This is a genomic window from Acidobacteriota bacterium (assembly GCA_016716905.1).
Lineage (GTDB): Bacteria > Acidobacteriota > Vicinamibacteria > Vicinamibacterales > SCN-69-37 > SYFT01.
The window spans coordinates 14827-30670 of sequence record JADJUS010000001.1 but is presented as its reverse complement, the minus strand read 5'-3'; the positions used below and the strand labels follow the sequence as shown (position 1 = coordinate 30670).

The following is a 15844-nucleotide window of genomic DNA, read 5'->3' as shown; positions in this document are numbered from 1 at the left end:
CGTGTTGAGCCGCGTCATGCACATGGCTTCGGGTTGCCGTTGATCTCGGCGGAACACGAGCCGCACTTGCCGGCCTTGCAGTTCCAGCGGCAGGCCGTGTCCGGAGCCTGGTCTGCCTGCACCGGTGCACGGCGTCGAGCACCACCATGCCCTCGGACATCTCGGTGGTGTAGTCCACGAACGCCCCGGTCCGTCGGAGCCGCCACGCCAGATTCGAAAGGTCGCCTGCGCCATTATTGTTTTTGATCCTCAATGACCTGCTTGAGTTCTGCCGGCATTTCCGGAATGGGAATTCTCGAGACGCGCATCGCCCCGGTGGCGTCGAGCGCGACGGCCACGTTGAACAGGCTGAACGCCGGGTCCTTGTCGGGATAGTCGTCGCGGAAGTGCCCGCCACGACTTTCCTTGCGCTCAATCGCCGACCGCGTGATGGCTTCTGATACCGCCAGAAGATTGCGTAGATCCAGGCAGGTATGCCAACCCGAGTGGTACTCGCGATGACCATCAACACCCGCGGAGGCGGCCCGCTCGTTCAACGCCGCCAGGCGTGCCAGGGCTTCCTGCATTTCATTCTCGAGGCGGACGATGCCGACCAGGTCCTGCATGGTGTCCTGCAAATCCGATTGCACCGTGTAGGGGTGCCGGAGGCGGGCCGCGATCAAATGGCTCGAGCGGACTTCTTCATCGCGACTTCGATGGCGCGTCGTTGATCCGGGCGCGCGCTGCGTCTTGGCCTGCGCGGCGGCGCATCCACCTGCGCGTTTGCCGAAACACGATCAGGTCCGACAGCGAGTTGCCGCCAAGCGGTTGGCCCTGTTGATACCGGCCGCGCACTCGCCGGCCGCGAACAGGCCCGGCACGGTGGACTCCTGCTGTCGGCGTTCACGCGGATGCCACCCATGATGTAGTGCGTGGTGGGTCCCACTTCCATCGGTTCCTTCGTGATGTCGAGGTCAGCCAGTTCCTTGAACTGGTGATACATGCTCGGCAGCTTGCGCTTGATGTGCTCTGGCGCGTTCGCGATCTTCTCTTTGATCCACGCGATATCCAGATACACGCCGCCGTGAGGAGAACCGCGGCCCGCCTTGACCTCGCGCATAGATGCAGCGCGCCACGTGGTCGCGCGTGAGCAGTTCGGCGGCCGGCGAGCAGTCTTGTCGCCCTGGGTGTACTCCGCCAGCCTTCTTCCGCGTCAGCAGCCGTCTGGGGTTTGTTGTCAGGGAATGTCGCCAAACATGAAGCGATTGCCTTCGCTGTTCTTCAACACGCCGCCTTCACCACGCACGCCCTCGGTGACGAGGATGCCCTTCACGCTGGGTGGCCACACCATGCCGGTGGGATGGAACTGCACAAACTCCATGTCGATGAGTTCCGCGCCCGCGCGGCCGCCAGCCCGTGGCCGTCGCCCGTGCCTTCCCAGCTGTTGCTTGTGACGCGATAGGCCCGGCCAACGCCACCGGTGGCCAGGATGACGGCCTTGGCCGAGAACACATGGAACCGGCCCCGCTCTCGGTCGTACGCCAGCGCGCCCGCGACGCGGCCCTCGTCCATCAGAAGGTCGATGACGGTGTGCTCCATGTGGACGGTCACGCCCAGATAGACGGTGTGGTCTTGCAGAGTGCGAATCAACTCAAGACCAGTTCGGTCGCCCACGTGAGCCAGCCTGGGGTAGCGATGGCCGCCGAAATTGCGTTGCGGGATCTTGCCGTCGGGCGTGCGGTCGAACACTGCGCCCCACGCTTCGAGTTCGCGCACCCGATCGGGCGCTTCCTTGGCGTGCAGCTCCGCCATGCGCCAGTTGTTGACGTTCTGGCCGCCGCGCATGGTGTCGGCGAAATGCACTTTCCAGTTGTCGCGGTCGTCCACGTTGCCCATGGCCGCGGCCATGCCGCCTTCAGCCATCACGGTGTGGGCCTTGCCGAGCAGCGACTTGCAGATGAGGCCCACCGAGACGCCCCGGCCGGCCGCTTCAATGGCAGCGCGAAGACCCGCGCCCCCGGCGCCGATCATGAGCACATCGTAGGGAAACGTATTAAGCGCCGACATCAGAAGATCCTCAGATCGGTGATGACGCCCATCGAGCACAGGCGCACATACAGGTCCGAGGACATCACCGAAAACAGGCTGCACCAGGCGAAGAGCTGATGCCGTCCGTTGAGGCTGCTGACGCACTCGTACGCAAAGTCGCAGACCGGGGACTTGGACACTTCGTTGAGCCGGCCGCCTACGACATGACGCAAGACGTGACAGCCCCAGGTGTAGCAGGCCAGCAACACAACGTTGACGGCGAGGATGAGCGTGCCCACGCCCATGCCGAAGTGCACCTGCCCGGTCGCGGGGTCTGTGAACCACATCGCCAGCCACACATCCCACGCGAGCAACGCGATGAACACGATGGCCACCCACATGAAGTAGCGGTGGACGTTCTGGAGGATCAGCGGAAAGCTATGTTCGCCGCGGTACCCTTTGCGCGGCTCGCCCACTGCGCACGCGGGCGGGTCGGCCCAGAAGGATTTGTAATAGGCGCCGCGGTAGTAATAACACGTGAACCGGAACAGGCCGGGAAACGGCAGGATGATCAGCGCCGGCGAAAACGGCAGCAACCCGGGCCACCAGTCGGGTTTGGGCCCGAACCAGGCATGCGACGAGGCGCCAAAAATTTCAGGCGAATAAAACGGCGAGAGGTAGGGGCCCCACGTGTAGTGCGCGTTCTGGAATGCGGCCCACGTGGCATACACGATGAACAGCGAGAACCCGACAAAGATGAGTGCTGGAGTGGTCCACCAGCGATCGCGCCTCGCCGTCTGACCGAACCCGCGCCTGACCCCGGACACCGGAATTGCCTGCATTCCTTCTTGCCTCCCGAACGCGCCAATGTTGATTGAGCGGGCTAACGATATCCTAGGTTCGGATGGCGACACCAGCGTGGACACCATCTCTTTGCCCGTGCGACGTGCCCTGCGTGTTCGCTGATACCGCCAGCCTGCGGCAGACGGCTATACTGTTCCTGATATCGGCTCCATGCGCCTGATTACCCGGAACGACGCGTCGCTTGTGGTCGGCCTCATCGCCGGCACTGTGGTGATCTTTCAGCGGCCGCTCCAACGTGTCTGGGAAGTCTCCCGCGACGTGCAGGACCGGTATCAAATCGACCTCCTGCCTGCGCTCACCATCTTCGTGGGCGTATTCCTTTTTCACGAAGCTCGCAAGCGGCATCAAGCCAAGGCCGAGATGCTCGTGGCCGCCGCCGAGGCGGCTCAGGCCCGGATGCGCTCGGAAGAGCTCGAGCGGTTGGTAACCTTCAGCCAGGCCGTCGCAAACGCCCTGGATCCCGCCACGCTGCAGCAGGCCTTGTGGCGCTACCTCCCCACCTTCACGGGGGAACGCGAGTTCTGGTTGCTGTCCCGGCAACCCGAACGGTGGGAGGCGCTCCTGCGGGACATGCCCACGCCCAACCGAAGGCCCCTCGAAGATTTCGAAGCGCTCGCCGAACGGGCCACTGCCACCGAAACCCTGCAGGACGCCCGCCTCCTGGGCATCGTCGATGGCGACGATCTCTGTTACCCCCTGGTCACGGGCGTCGTCGTTGGCGTCCTCGGCGTCCACAAGGGCGCCGGGTTGACCGTTGAGCAGCGCAAGGCACTCGGCCTGGCCGTTGCGCTCATCGCCATTGCCGTCAGAAATGTGCAGCTCTTCCTGGAGACGCGCGAATACAGCCTGCGTGACAGCCTCACGAGCTGCGTCAGCCGCGATCACGGCCTCGAAACGCTGGACCGTGAAATGGAACGGGCGCGCCGGTCCAAACAGCCGCTGTCGATCCTGATGGTGGACATCGACGAGTTCAAGCTCATCAACGACGGGCTGGGGCATCTGCGCGGGGACGAACTGCTCCGGGAGGTGGGCACGCTACTGACCCAGGTGCTCAGACGGACCGATGTGAAATGCCGTTACGGCGGCGATGAATTCCTGATCATCCTCATCGACACGTCGGTGGCCGGGGCACAGCAGGCCGCTGAATCCCTCAGGCGCAAAATCGCCGCGCTCCCCTTCGTCGTCGACGGAAAGTCGCTGGCCGTGACGGCAAGTGTGGGCATCGCGGAAGCCGGGCCGACAGAAAACGGCGCCACAGGGTTGATTGGCCGGGCCGATCACGCGTTGTATCAGGCCAAACGCGAGGGCAGAAACCGCTGCCGCGTGGCGATCACCCCGACCGCGGCGACGATCAACCTCAGCGGACTCTGGGTGAGAAAAGCCCCCCCCCCCGGCAGGCCCCCCCCGGGGCCGGCCCCCGGCCGGCCCCCGGTCGAACTCTCTCAGCTCCGAACCGCCCAGCGCAATTTCGCCGACGAGGCGCGCGGGTTGGCGCGGCGCTCCTCCGGCGTCGCGCGAATGACTTCATCAGCCACCGTCGCATACACGCCGTCGCGCAGGCCCGCCTGGAACGCCTTCTTCACGCGACGGTCTTCACCCGAATGAAACGTCAGGATCGCCACACGGCCACCCGGCGCCAGACACTGCGGCAATGACCGCAACAGCGCGTCGAGTGCGGCGAATTCGTCGTTCACCGCGATGCGCAACGCCTGAAAGGTTCGGCGGACCGAGAGCGTCGCGTCAGCCGGTGTGAGACGAGGGAACGCGGACAAGAGTGCCTGACGCACCAGGTCATTGACCGCGTTGGTCGTGAGCATCGTCGGGGTCCCGGAGTCCAGGGGTCCAGGGGTCGGTCCCTTCAATATGCCGGCGATGAGGGCGGCGTGCGGTTCGTCAGCGTTCTCCTCAAGCAATGTCGCGAGCGCGTCTTCGGACAGTCGCTCGATCAGCTGCGCGGCCGTCACGCCACGAGAAGGATTCATGCGCATGTCGAGGGGACCCGACTCCTTGTGACTGAAGCCACGACCGGGGTTGTCGAGCTGCATTGAGGAGACGCCGAGGTCCGCAAAGATGATGTTCGCGGCCGCATGTCCCTCTGCGGCCAGAGCCTTGTGCACACCGGCGAAGTTTCCCTGGTGCGCGACAAACGACTCGGGACCGAACCCTTCGCTCCGCAGGCGACCCTCGGTGCGCGGCAGCTCGATTGGATCGACGTCAAGGCCAATCACGCGGCCACCCGGCAACACGCGACCGAGCAACGCGCGCGTATGCCCTCCGCCGCCCAGTGTGCAGTCCACGGCCACGTCACCGGCCACAGGGCGAAGGCAGGCCAGCACCTCGTCCACCATGATCGGTCGATGCATGCCGGCCGGCGTCTTGCCGGAGGCCAGCACCTTGTCGATCTCTGGGCCGTAACGATCGGGATTCAGCTCTTTGCATTTGTCCTGAAACCGCCGTGGATTTTTCCGGAATACCGCGGCCGCCTGGTGCGCGCCGGGGGCCCCGTCGGGTCTGTCATGGACGTCAGCGAATCCGGCGGTACTGTTGCAGAAGGCCTGGCCCGGCCATCGCTCTCTCCACCGCCGCAATGCTGCGCGGTACAAAATCCGAAAGAACCGTCGCGCCCCTCTCAGTGATGACAATCATGTCTTCAAGACGGATGTAGATCTGCTCTTCGGGGATGGTGAGCGCCGGCTCGATCGTAAACACCATGCCCGGCCGCATGAGACCGGTGCCGCCTCCGAAATCATGCGTGGCCATGCCCACCGCGTGACCCAGGCCTCCACCGCGCTCGGCAGACGTGCGATACCGCTCGACAAACCGCGTGGCGGCGTCTGTGTAGATATCCTTCGAAAACTTCGCGGCTCTCAGGATGGCGTCCATCTTGGGCAACGCCGCCTGCAGCACCTGCTGCGATCTCAATCCCGGCTTGATGGCGCCGAGGACGGCTTCGTAGATGCCGAGATAGAAGCCATACAGGTCACGCTGATCCGGGCTGAACCTGCCGTTGACCGGCCACTGGCGCGTGACGTCGCAGCGGTAATAGCCGAGGTCGGGACAGTAGTCCATCAGCACCAGCTCACCGGCCGTCATGATCTTCTCTCCGGCCCGATGGTGCGCGTTCATCGCCGCCGGGCCGCTGGCCACGATGGCACGGTAGGCCTCGCCCTGGGCGCCGTGGCGCACAAAGATGAACTGCGCGAGTGCGTCAATTTCGTACTCGGCCAGGCCGGGCACGGTGCTGCGCATGCTCTCGATAATGGCTTCGCCACCGATCTTGGTTGCGCGCGTGATGAGCGCGATCTCGGCCGGGCTTTTGATCTCGCGCATCGTGTTGAGGATGGGTGAGAGATCTTTGATCTCAAGGCGCGGGGCTCGGGCGGCCAATAACGCACGCAGGTGGGCTTCGCGGCTGATTCGCCGGTCCCACGGATCCGCTGCGGCATCTGCGGTGCGGCGCCGCGCGCCATCGGGGCTCTCACTCGCGCCTTCAGTGGGCGCAAACGGCACATACATCGTTGTCGCCCCGGCACGCGCGCTCAAATCCGCTTCAAGCTCTTCAGGTGACCGCACCTCGTCCACGCCTGTAATCCGGGCGGTGGCCGCCGGGTCATCCGACGACAGCAGATCGCCTTCGACCGCGGCCCGGCTCACGTTCTGCTTCGGCAGATACAAGATGCTGCGCCTGGTGGTGCCGTCCATCAGCAGAATGGCCTGCGGCGTCACGACGCCGGACAGGTAGTAGAACTCGTTGGATTGCCGGAAGATGGCCGACGAATGCACGCTGGGGAGTCCCTGAATCAGGGCGAGGCCCTGCGGACCTATCGCGTCGTAGACTCGGGCGCGGCGCGCTGCAAACTCGGCCAGCGTGAAGTTAGTGGTGAACGCACGGCCGGCCTGCGCGTGGCCCACCGGCACGGCCACCCCGGCGCCGATCGCCATCACCATAAGACCGCCCACGATTTTTTGCCACCTCATCGCCGCCCTCCCCGGCGCATGATGGCACAGTGACGATGTTTGTGCCGATACCCGCCGGTCGATTTCTCATGGGCAGCGACACCGGGCAAGACGATGAGCGGCCGGTGCACGAGGTGAGCGTGGAGGCGTTTGAGTGCGCGGTGTATCCGGTCACGCAGGCGGAGTACGCGAGGTTTCTTGGCGCAACCGGTCACGATGCGCCACGCGAGTGGCTGGGCGAGATCACGGTGACTGACCTGCCTGTGACTGGCGTGAGTTGGCTGGATGCTCAGGCCTATTGCCGGTGGCGGTCGAATGCCGGCGAGCCCGTGCGCCTGCCGACCGAAGCAGAGTGGGAATGGGCGGCGCGGGGCGGATTGGCTGGCGTGCAGTATCCGTGGGGTGATGAGATTCCCGCGTGGGTGCCTAACGGCGGCCGGGGTGCGCGTGCGGGTCCGTGGCCGGTCACGCTCGGGGAGCCCAACGGCTTCGGCCTCTTCGGGATTGGCGCGAACATTCACGAGTGGTGCGCCGATTGGTATGGGGCCGACTACTACGCCACATCGCCCACGCACGATCCGCGCGGTCCTGAGACAGGGCGGCGGCGTGTGTCGCGGGGCGGGGCGTGGCGACACGCCATCACCGTGAGCCGCTGCGCGCAGCGCAGCCGGATCGATCCCTCGTTCCGGTATACGGACTACGGTTTCAGGGTCGTGCGTTGACGGCGTAATTCGACGACGCTCGCCGCCCCGCTCACCGCCACCTCCGCCCGCCACGGATAGTCCGGGTTTCCTGTGGGGACCAACGCCACGGGATCGCCTCCCGCGGTCAACACATAAGTCGCGTTGAGCGGGAACGACAGACGAATGCCCGTCCGGTGCGCGCTGCCCGTGCGGTTCTCGATCGTGAACGTGATGGCCTCCAGCGACTTGTCCACCGCGATGTCTCCGGCCGCGGCAAATCCATCGCGCTCCAGCTCCACCTTCAACCTTGACAGGCTGTCGGCAAACGGCAGCGCACGGTCCTGCGTCACCACCGCGAGCCGGCGGCGGACGCCGTCGCGAGGGTTGATCAACAGCCGCGTCCCGTCGTCTTTCCCCACGCCGCCGTACGCGGTCCAGCCGAATGTCGGGTCGTTGGTCACGACGGTGGCGGCCATGCGGAGCGCGCCGCCAAAGCCAAGATCAATTTCGCCGTCGTAGTGCCACGGCCCGCGCGGCACGGTGACGCCGCCGGGCACACTCGATCCCATCCACGCGCTGCCGGCCTTGGCGCTCATGAACTGCCAGCCCGCGGCACCGTCGTTCTCCTTGCCGGGGAACCACGCGCCGTAGCCGGACTCGGCCGTGCCGCTATTCACCAGGCTCCACGAACTGAGATACGACGCGTACCCCAGCTGCAGCCAGTCGTAGGGACTGGGCGCGAAGTTGACCGCATAGTCGAGCACACCCCACCCGCCCATCGCGGCCATGTAGCTCACGCCTGGATCGGCGCCGAGCGTGTAATACGCGGGATTGAGCCAGCCGCGCACCACGAGGCCCGACGCCAGCTGGCGATCCATAAACGCCCGCGCGTCCTCGCGCTTCACTGACGGGTGGGACCACCACGTCTTCAGCTTGAGGTCGAACCACAGGTTCCGGTCGGGCGGCATATCGTGCGTGGCGCCGTACTTCGCCAGCGCATACGTAGACTCGAACGCCGTTCGATCGAACGCATACTCGCTCCGGAACGGATATGCATCGTCATACACGAAATACTTGGTCTTCTTTTCCCACTCCCCTGTCAGCCAGTTCGCCTGCTCCGGATGCCCCTCGGCCTTCAGCGCGTCGATCACGTCGAGTACGACCAACTCGTTATAGAGCCCCCATTTATAGGTGTCGTAGTAAGAGGGATAGATCTCGTACGGATAGGTGTAGAACGCGCGAGCGGTTTCCCATGCGCGCGTGAGGTAGCCGGCCGCGTCGAGATAGGTCGACATCTCCGGATACATCTTCGCGATCTGGTACATGTGGAAATACAGCATCACCACATGCGGATAGTCGTAGTTGCGCCAGACGTGCTCCTTGGAGAGGTCGGCCTTGGCCGTGGCGCCATTGGCCAGTGAGTCTGCGTAGGCCTTGCGCCGCTCGGGATCGCGATTGATGAACCAGTGCGGCGTGCCGTAGATGCCGTACGGATACGGCCGTTCATCATCCTTGCGCTGGAGGCCGCCCCAGACAAAGTGCTTGATGTAGTACTCCAGCGATTCGATCTCGGCCCTGTCCGGAAAGGTGACGTTTTTGGCGGCGATGTAGGGCGCTTTCGCCAGGCCGGGATCATCAGCCGTCAGGGCGTAGACCATGCGGTCGACAAAGATGTCGGGATCGTCGATGGTGCGCACGACTTTCGCCTTCATGTCGTAGGGGCCGTAGACACCGTTCCACCACTTGGTGGGATCCTTCACCTGCTGGCGATTGACCAGGAACGATGCCCGCTTCTTGATCAGCGTCTCCATCGGCTCCGCAGCGAAGAACTCGAGATACGTCTTACGTCCGCCATCGTGCGTGATGGTCAGCATGTTCTCGCCGAGTTTGCGGAAGGTGACCTCGTAGAGGTGGGTGTCTGCGCGGCTGCCGCCGGGCGACGCCGGCGAACCCAACGGCGTAATCGTGGTCTGGCCCGGGAACTCCGCCGTGACAGACTCGATCTGCGCCTTCGTGCGGAGGGAGAACTTCGCGGACAAGTCCGACGGCACGGTCATGCCGGGCACCACGCGTAAGTCGAACAGGCCGTTGGCATACAGCAGGTCGCGGAGTTCGTCGTAGCTGGAAGCCCACTGGAGGCGGAACCCGTAGCTGGCTTTCGCGCCGGCCTTCAAGCTCAACGCGGTGTGCGCCTGCCGCCACGTGCCTCGCGTCTCTTCGCTGCCCGACTTCGCCGAGTGCACGAACATCGTTCCGCCCGCGCGGCCGGCGGCGGAGAAGTACTCGAGCTTCGTTCCAGGCTTGGCGGTGACCAGCAGGAAAGGTGGTGCCCCCGAAGCGCGAACATAGAAGAAGAAGGAACCTGCGCCGGACACAAACTGCTGTTTCAGGAATCCGCGTTCGAAGATCTGCGCAGGGTTCTCGCCCGTGGGGCCCTGCACGGGCAGGCTGATACCGAAGTCGCCCACGCGTACGGCCGAGCCGACCGCCGCCAGGTCGATGTTCCAGTCGAGCGCCCGGCCATCTGTGCTGTAGGTCTCGGTGATCGCGAGCGGCCCGGCCCCCGAGGTCGAATAGCGGACCGTGCCGGTTTCCGGGGTGGCGGTCATCGCGCCCCGCGTGGCCACGCTGGTCCAATCGGGCTTGCCGCCCACCTGATACGCGATCATCAACCCGAGGGTGGCCGCCCGCTGGGGGGCCGCCGGCTGCACCGCCGCGCCCCGGCCGCCGCCCCGACCGACGGGCGCCGGCGTCGTGACCATGGCACCGAACGGATCGGCGGGATGCTTCAGTTGCGAGATGCCCCGCTCGTCATACGCGAACGAGAATGCACCGCGGGTGATGTGCGGCGTGACTGGCACCGATGCCGGTGCCTGGGCCCACATCACGGCTCCGAGGGCGATGGCGGTAGGGATTGTGAGTCTCATGCTGCGTGAACAATACCGCGAAGCGCCTGGGACGGAGACCCTGACACAAGGTAAGTTAAATGGGCATGAAACGCAGACTTGTCACTCCCATCGCGACGATCGCGTCGATCGCCGCCCTCGTCCTGACCGTCACCGCCTGCAGCAGCTCGTCCACGCCGGTGCAGCCTGCGGCGCTTGAATCCGTCAAGATCTCCGGGCACCCGGAATGGCCGCCCATCATGTTTCGCAGCGGTGCGGTGATTGATGGCGCCGGTGCGGCGCTGGCCGGCAGGATCTTCGCCGACCTCGATCTCAGGACGACGTTTCCCTATTCGGGCACCTGGGATGAAGTGCAGGCCAAGGCCAGGTCCGGGGAAGTGGATGTGCTCGTCGCGGCCTACAAGACGACCGACCGCCTCACCTACATGCTCTATTCCGATCCCTACACCACCGACCCCGTGGCGTTGTTTGTCGCCAAGGGCAAGCCGTTCCCGTTTGACACGTGGAATGTGCTGGTCGGCAAAAAGGGCGTGGCGATGATTGGCGACAGTTACGGGCAGCAATTCGACGACTTCGCCGCGGCCAGCCTGCAATTGATCCGCGCCACCACGGCCGCGCAGGCGTTCAACCTCGTCGCGACCGGTCAGGCCGACTACTTCATCTACTCCCTGTATGCGGGGAATGACCAGCTGAAGAAGACCGGCGAAACTTCGAAGTTCGAGAGTCTGCCGAAGTTCGTCGCCGAAGAACCGTTTTACATCACGATCTCGAAGAAATCGCCGTTTGTGATCTATCTCGATCAGATCAACAAGGCCATCGCGAAGTACAAGGCCGACGGCACAGTGAACGCGCTGATCGCGCAGTACTCAAACCGCTGAGCCCGAGCCGCGTCACGGTCGGCTTCAGCGTACCGGCGTGGGCGTCGTGAGCGCGGCGAGCACTTCCTTGTAGAGATACGTTGCGCCCTCGACGCCGTTGAGTGGGCCGGCTTCGTACTCCAGCGCAAACGTACCCTTGAAGCCGCCCGCCAGCATGATGCGCACGCCGCGCTGCACGTCGTTTTTGTCGCCCCACCGGTCCCAATACTTCGCGTGCACGTTGGAGGTGGAGTACGGCACCAGAGCCTTAAGGCCGTTGAAGAGCATGTACTCGTGCTCCCAGTTGCAGAAGTCCGGCGTGACGTCGCAGTAGGGATGGTTGATCGTGTCGACCATGATCCGCAGATTCATCGGGTCGGCCGCAAGGCCCCAGTGATTTTCAAACGTGACCTTGATGCCGCGGTCACCCCCGAAGTCGGCCATCTCCCTGTAGGACTCGATCGCTGCGTCCAGCAACGGCACAAGATCGAGGTTGCGCGGATACCCGTCGGCACTCCGGGGGATGGCATTCGGGCGAATGGACGGGCCCAGCGCCTGCGGTGAGTTCATCCGCATCGAGACCACGCCAAGCACGGCGCAGCCCTCGAGCCAGCGCTTGGCCATCGCCACGCCGGCCTTGCGACGCGCGTCGGCTTCAGGCGACCCGAAGTCGGCGAGTGCAAACGGCGCGTTATTCGAAATGTGCTGCACCTTCGTACCCGTCTTCACGAGCGTGTTGGCCATCTGGTCCAGCCACTTGCGGCCCGATGCGCTCATGGGATCGAAGCCGGCGCCGCCACCCCCGCCTTGTGCGGCCGTGATGAACATACTGTCGTCCGTCACATCGCCGAACAGGCCCGAGAAGATATCCATCTTCCGCACACCAGGAAACCGGTCCTTCACGAACTGCGGGAATTCGAGCATCGTGATCTCGCCGTACCGTTGCTTCATCTCGGCGGTTGTCGTGCGATCGCGATTCTCCGGCACGGCCGGGATGGCCTGGGCGGCAGACGGAGGGGTTGCCGGGGGCGCCGCCCCTCCCCCGCCCCCCCCCTCCCCCCCCCCCCCCCCCCCCCCCCCCCCCCCCCCCCCCCCCCCCCCCCCCCCCCCCCCCCCCCCCCCCCCCCCCCCCCCCCCCCCCCCCCCCCCCCCCCCCCCCCCCCCCCCCCCCCCCCCCCCCCCCCCCCCCCCCCCCCCCCCCGTCTTGAGGAAGTCTCGTCTGTCCATGCGCGCCATTTTCTGCCGCATGGCTGATGCGGTCAAACTCCTGGGACCCGCCGGTACTCCAGCCGCCACTGCAAGCGGCCGCCCGGCGAACGCAGACGCAGCGTCCGGACATCACCGCTCTTCTGGCTGTCGATGAGTTGAGCGCCAACGAGCCGCGCATCGGCGAGTGCATACCCCGCCGGTTCGGTCAGGTAGATTTCGTACGTCTCGTTCGGAACCACATCGCTCGATCCCTCGAGCGCGCCGCTGGACCATTTCACGTCGGTCACATCGACGGCGCCGCACGCCACATGCCGGTTGGTGGCCAGCAACTGCGGATGATCGGCCTTCTCGCGGAGGCAGATGGCCTGGACACCAAACGTCGGGTTAACGGGCCCAGGCGTCAGGCTCCCTTTGAACGTGCCCAAGAACGCTTTCGTCCAGAACTCGAATGCGAGATAGTCGCGATCGGCGGCAAGGCCGAGGTCCGCCATGCGCACCGCCGATTCGCCGCCTGTGCGCGCCAACACCATCCACTGCTCGTACAGCCGACTCACATCAACCGCGTAGAGATAGTGGGTCGACAGTTCCTGCGTCGCATCAAATGTGCGCGGGCCGCTACCCGACATCTCAACAGCCGCCCGGTCGATCGCATCAGATCTCGATGGCTCCACGTCATAGATCTGCCCGGGAAGGGCGAACAACACCGGTGACGCGCGACGAGCGGCTTCCACGCGATCGGTCCGATACAACCCGGGCGGATCCGTGAGCATCAGGATCGATCCCGTCAGCGAGGTAATCGTGGTGGCTCGATAGGCGTCAGGCTGCTTCAGTTCGATGTGGTCCGGGTCGTTGCGCCAGACGATGTTGTTGAAGGAGTTGTATTCGGAGAAGCCTCCGTACCCGAAGCCGTCGTTGCCGAGCCGGCATCCATCGAACAATCCGATCAATTCGGGACGCACGCCCCAGCACATCAACTTGAACACATCGGGACCAAGCTCGGAGGTGATTGACGCGGCGAACTGGCGATAGACGGCCTCGCGGTCCAGTTGTTTGCCGGCAAAATAGTCCGCGGCGCTGTTGTAACCCTCGTACTTCAGGTGCCGCAGGGCATCCACCTTGAAGTACTTCCAGCCCGATGCTTTGAGCGATCGATACACCGGCGCCACCAGGTCGGTCAACGTCAATGGATTTGATCCGTCCATGACGTATCCCACCCAGTTGCCGCGTGCCGGGCCCCCTTCCGCGTCCTGCACGAAGTACCCGGGATGCGCCATCGCGTAGTCGCGATCGGCGAATGACACGTTCGTCCACAAGCCCGCCTTGAGACCGCGTTGCGTGATCGAGTTCCGAAGTCCATCAAGTCCCTGAGGAAACTTCTCGTTGGGCGTGAGCCAGTGGCTCGGCACCCCAATTGGGTTCTGCTGAAACCCATCGTCTATCTGGATGTATTCGTAGCCGAAGGGCGCCAGCGTCTCGGCGACCACCGCGGCAGTCTCGGTGATGTCCTGCTGGGTCACGCGATCGCGGAACGCATACCAGGACGTCCATCCGGCGACCGAGGGCTTCCACGACTGATAGGTCCACGGCTGGAAGTGCTTCAGGCCGCGATGCTTCTGATAGAAACGTGGGCGGAAACGCAGCACCACTTCCGATCCGGATCCGCGCAGTTGAAACGTCGTGCCTGACGCCCTGGCGGCCCCGGGAGTCACGGCCAGTTGCGCGCCCGCGTCGATTGACACCACCCAATCGCGAGTGCGGTCGTAGACCGCGCGGTTACGGAGGTTGTGGCTGGGGCCGATGCTGGTGCGCACAACGGGAGCCGTTCCAGCGGGCCGGTCCACTTCCACGGCCAGAGCATCGGTGCTGGCGGACACGGTGAGGTCAAACGTGAGCGGGCCGCGGCCGACTGCGGTCCACTTGATCACCTGCGTCACGGCGCCGTTCGACTCATTCGTCACGGCGCGCCGTTCCGCGGTCACGCCGGCAGCACCGCCGATGGTCCCGTCCACAATTCGATGGCCCTCATAAGTCAGCGATACACGGTCCGCCTGGTCTGCCAGGCTGGCCGACACATTCGGAGGTTCACCGAGGGGCTGGGGTTGGCGGGCGGCCGTCGCCACCGCGAGGCTGCTCAGACAGATCATCCACGCCGCTGTACGCATCGTCATACTCCGGCGCCATTCTATGGCCGTGCGGTAGAATCCGCGCACATGTCCACGGCCGTTAATATCGCCGACCTGCGCCTGGCCGCGAAGAAGCGGCTGCCCCGCGTGGTGTTTGATTACATCGACGGCGGCGCTGACGCGGAGATCACCCTGCGCGAGAACAGCCGCGCATTTGAAGACGTCACCTTCCGGCCCCATTCAGCCGTCGCCACTTCCCGCTGCGACCTCTCGACCACGGTCCTGGGCACAAAACTCGACCTGCCGTTTCTGCTGGCGCCGGTCGGCAGCAGCCGCATGTTTTATCCACGCGGCGAGGAGGTGGCTGCCCGTGCCGCCGGCGACAACGGCACCGCCTACATTCTCTCCACGCTTTCGGGTTGCCACGTTCAGGACGTCAAGAGCGCCACCCGCGGACCCGTCTGGTTTCAGCTCTACCTGGTGGGCGGACGCGACGTGGCGATGGGTGGCATCGAACGCGCAAAGGCAACCGGTTGCGCGGCGCTCGTCGTCACGATCGATACGCCGGTGGCTGGCATGCGCGAACGCGACCTGCGCAACGGGATGAAGCCGCTTCTTTCCGGCAAGCCGTTCGCGATGCTTCCTCACCTCGGCCAGTTCCTCATCAAGCCACGCTGGCTCTCGGCGTACCTTCGCGACGGCGGTCTGATGAACTTCCCCAACATCGTCTTGCCGGAAGGCCCGATGCCCTACGCGGATGTGGGTGCGGCGCTTGAACAATCAATGACGTGCTGGGACGACCTGCGCTGGATTCGCGACGCATGGGGCGGGCCGATTGTGGTGAAAGGCGTGCACACCGCCGATGACGCGAGGCGTGCGATTGATGGCGGCGCGTCAGCCGTGGTGGTCTCGAACCATGGCGGACGGCAGTTGGACGGCGTGGCGGCCACGATTCAGGTGCTGCCCGAAGTGGTGGCGGCGGTGGATGGACGCGTGGAGGTGCTCCTCGACGGCGGCATCCGGCGCGGCGGCGACGTGGTGAAGGCGCTGTGCCTGGGCGCACGCGCGGTGCTCATCGGTCGCGCCTACGCGTACGGACTCGGCGCCGCAGGCGGGCCTGGCGTCGCTCGGGCGATCGATGTCCTCCGCACCGATATCGTGCGGACACTGAAACTGCTCGGCATCGCATCCACCGCCGCGCTCGACGAAAGCTTCGTACAAGTCCGTTGAGCCGCGCC

Annotated in this window: 9 protein-coding genes and 2 pseudogenes; 3 read left to right on the top strand and 8 right to left on the bottom strand. The window is 65.0% G+C overall.

What is annotated here, in order from left to right; translation table 11 throughout:
- Positions 1–14 precede the first annotated feature (14 nt).
- From IPL75_00115 to IPL75_00095, 5 genes and pseudogenes are all read right to left on the bottom strand, one after another.
- A pseudogene (locus IPL75_00115) lies at positions 15–234 on the bottom strand (hypothetical protein).
- Positions 234–2046, bottom strand: a pseudogene (locus IPL75_00110) (fumarate reductase/succinate dehydrogenase flavoprotein subunit). Before IPL75_00110 ends, IPL75_00115 begins: the two co-directional pseudogenes overlap by 1 nt.
- Positions 2046–2849: a succinate dehydrogenase gene (locus IPL75_00105; GenBank protein ID MBK9238675.1), complete on the bottom strand. Its 804-nt coding sequence runs from the start codon at positions 2847–2849 to the stop codon at positions 2046–2048. The pseudogene IPL75_00110 and the gene IPL75_00105 overlap by 1 nt, the downstream one beginning before the upstream one ends.
- A gap of 1464 nt (positions 2850–4313) precedes the next feature.
- Positions 4314–5459 carry a 16S rRNA (cytosine(1402)-N(4))-methyltransferase RsmH gene (gene rsmH / locus IPL75_00100; protein MBK9238674.1) on the bottom strand — a complete coding sequence of 382 codons (1146 nt, stop codon included), beginning with the start codon at positions 5457–5459 and terminating at the stop codon, positions 4314–4316.
- Complete coding sequence (locus IPL75_00095) at positions 5395–6849, bottom strand: aminopeptidase P family protein (protein ID MBK9238673.1); 1455 nt, start codon at positions 6847–6849, stop codon at positions 5395–5397. The genes rsmH and IPL75_00095 overlap by 65 nt, the downstream gene beginning before the upstream one ends.
- Positions 6850–6878: 29 nt before the next feature.
- On the opposite strand from IPL75_00095, the gene IPL75_00090 reads away from it, so the two are divergent.
- Positions 6879–7550 carry an SUMF1/EgtB/PvdO family nonheme iron enzyme gene (locus IPL75_00090; protein MBK9238672.1) on the top strand — a complete coding sequence of 224 codons (672 nt, stop codon included), beginning with the start codon at positions 6879–6881 and terminating at the stop codon, positions 7548–7550.
- On the opposite strand, the gene IPL75_00085 is transcribed toward IPL75_00090, so the two are convergent.
- A complete protein-coding gene (locus IPL75_00085) occupies positions 7526–10438 on the bottom strand; it encodes a hypothetical protein (protein MBK9238671.1) in 2913 nt (970 codons plus the stop codon). The genes IPL75_00090 and IPL75_00085 overlap by 25 nt on opposite strands.
- A 65-nt stretch (positions 10439–10503) precedes the next feature.
- Between IPL75_00085 and IPL75_00080 the strand changes: the two genes are divergently transcribed.
- Positions 10504–11295 carry a transporter substrate-binding domain-containing protein gene (locus IPL75_00080; GenBank protein MBK9238670.1) on the top strand — a complete coding sequence of 264 codons (792 nt, stop codon included), beginning with the start codon at positions 10504–10506 and terminating at the stop codon, positions 11293–11295.
- A 24-nt stretch (positions 11296–11319) separates the two neighbouring features.
- Here IPL75_00080 and IPL75_00075 read toward each other — a convergent pair whose 3' ends face one another.
- Both IPL75_00075 and IPL75_00070 read right to left on the bottom strand, forming a co-directional pair.
- Positions 11320–12261: a TIM barrel protein gene (locus tag IPL75_00075; protein ID MBK9238669.1), complete on the bottom strand. Its 942-nt coding sequence runs from the start codon at positions 12259–12261 to the stop codon at positions 11320–11322.
- 272 nt (positions 12262–12533) lie between these two features.
- Positions 12534–14651 carry an alpha-galactosidase gene (locus IPL75_00070; GenBank protein MBK9238668.1) on the bottom strand — a complete coding sequence of 706 codons (2118 nt, stop codon included), beginning with the start codon at positions 14649–14651 and terminating at the stop codon, positions 12534–12536.
- Between the two features lie 42 nt (positions 14652–14693).
- On the opposite strand from IPL75_00070, the gene IPL75_00065 reads away from it, so the two are divergent.
- Positions 14694–15836, top strand: a complete 1143-nt coding sequence (locus tag IPL75_00065; GenBank protein ID MBK9238667.1) for an alpha-hydroxy-acid oxidizing protein — start codon at positions 14694–14696, stop codon at positions 15834–15836.
- Positions 15837–15844: the final 8 nt, after the last annotated feature.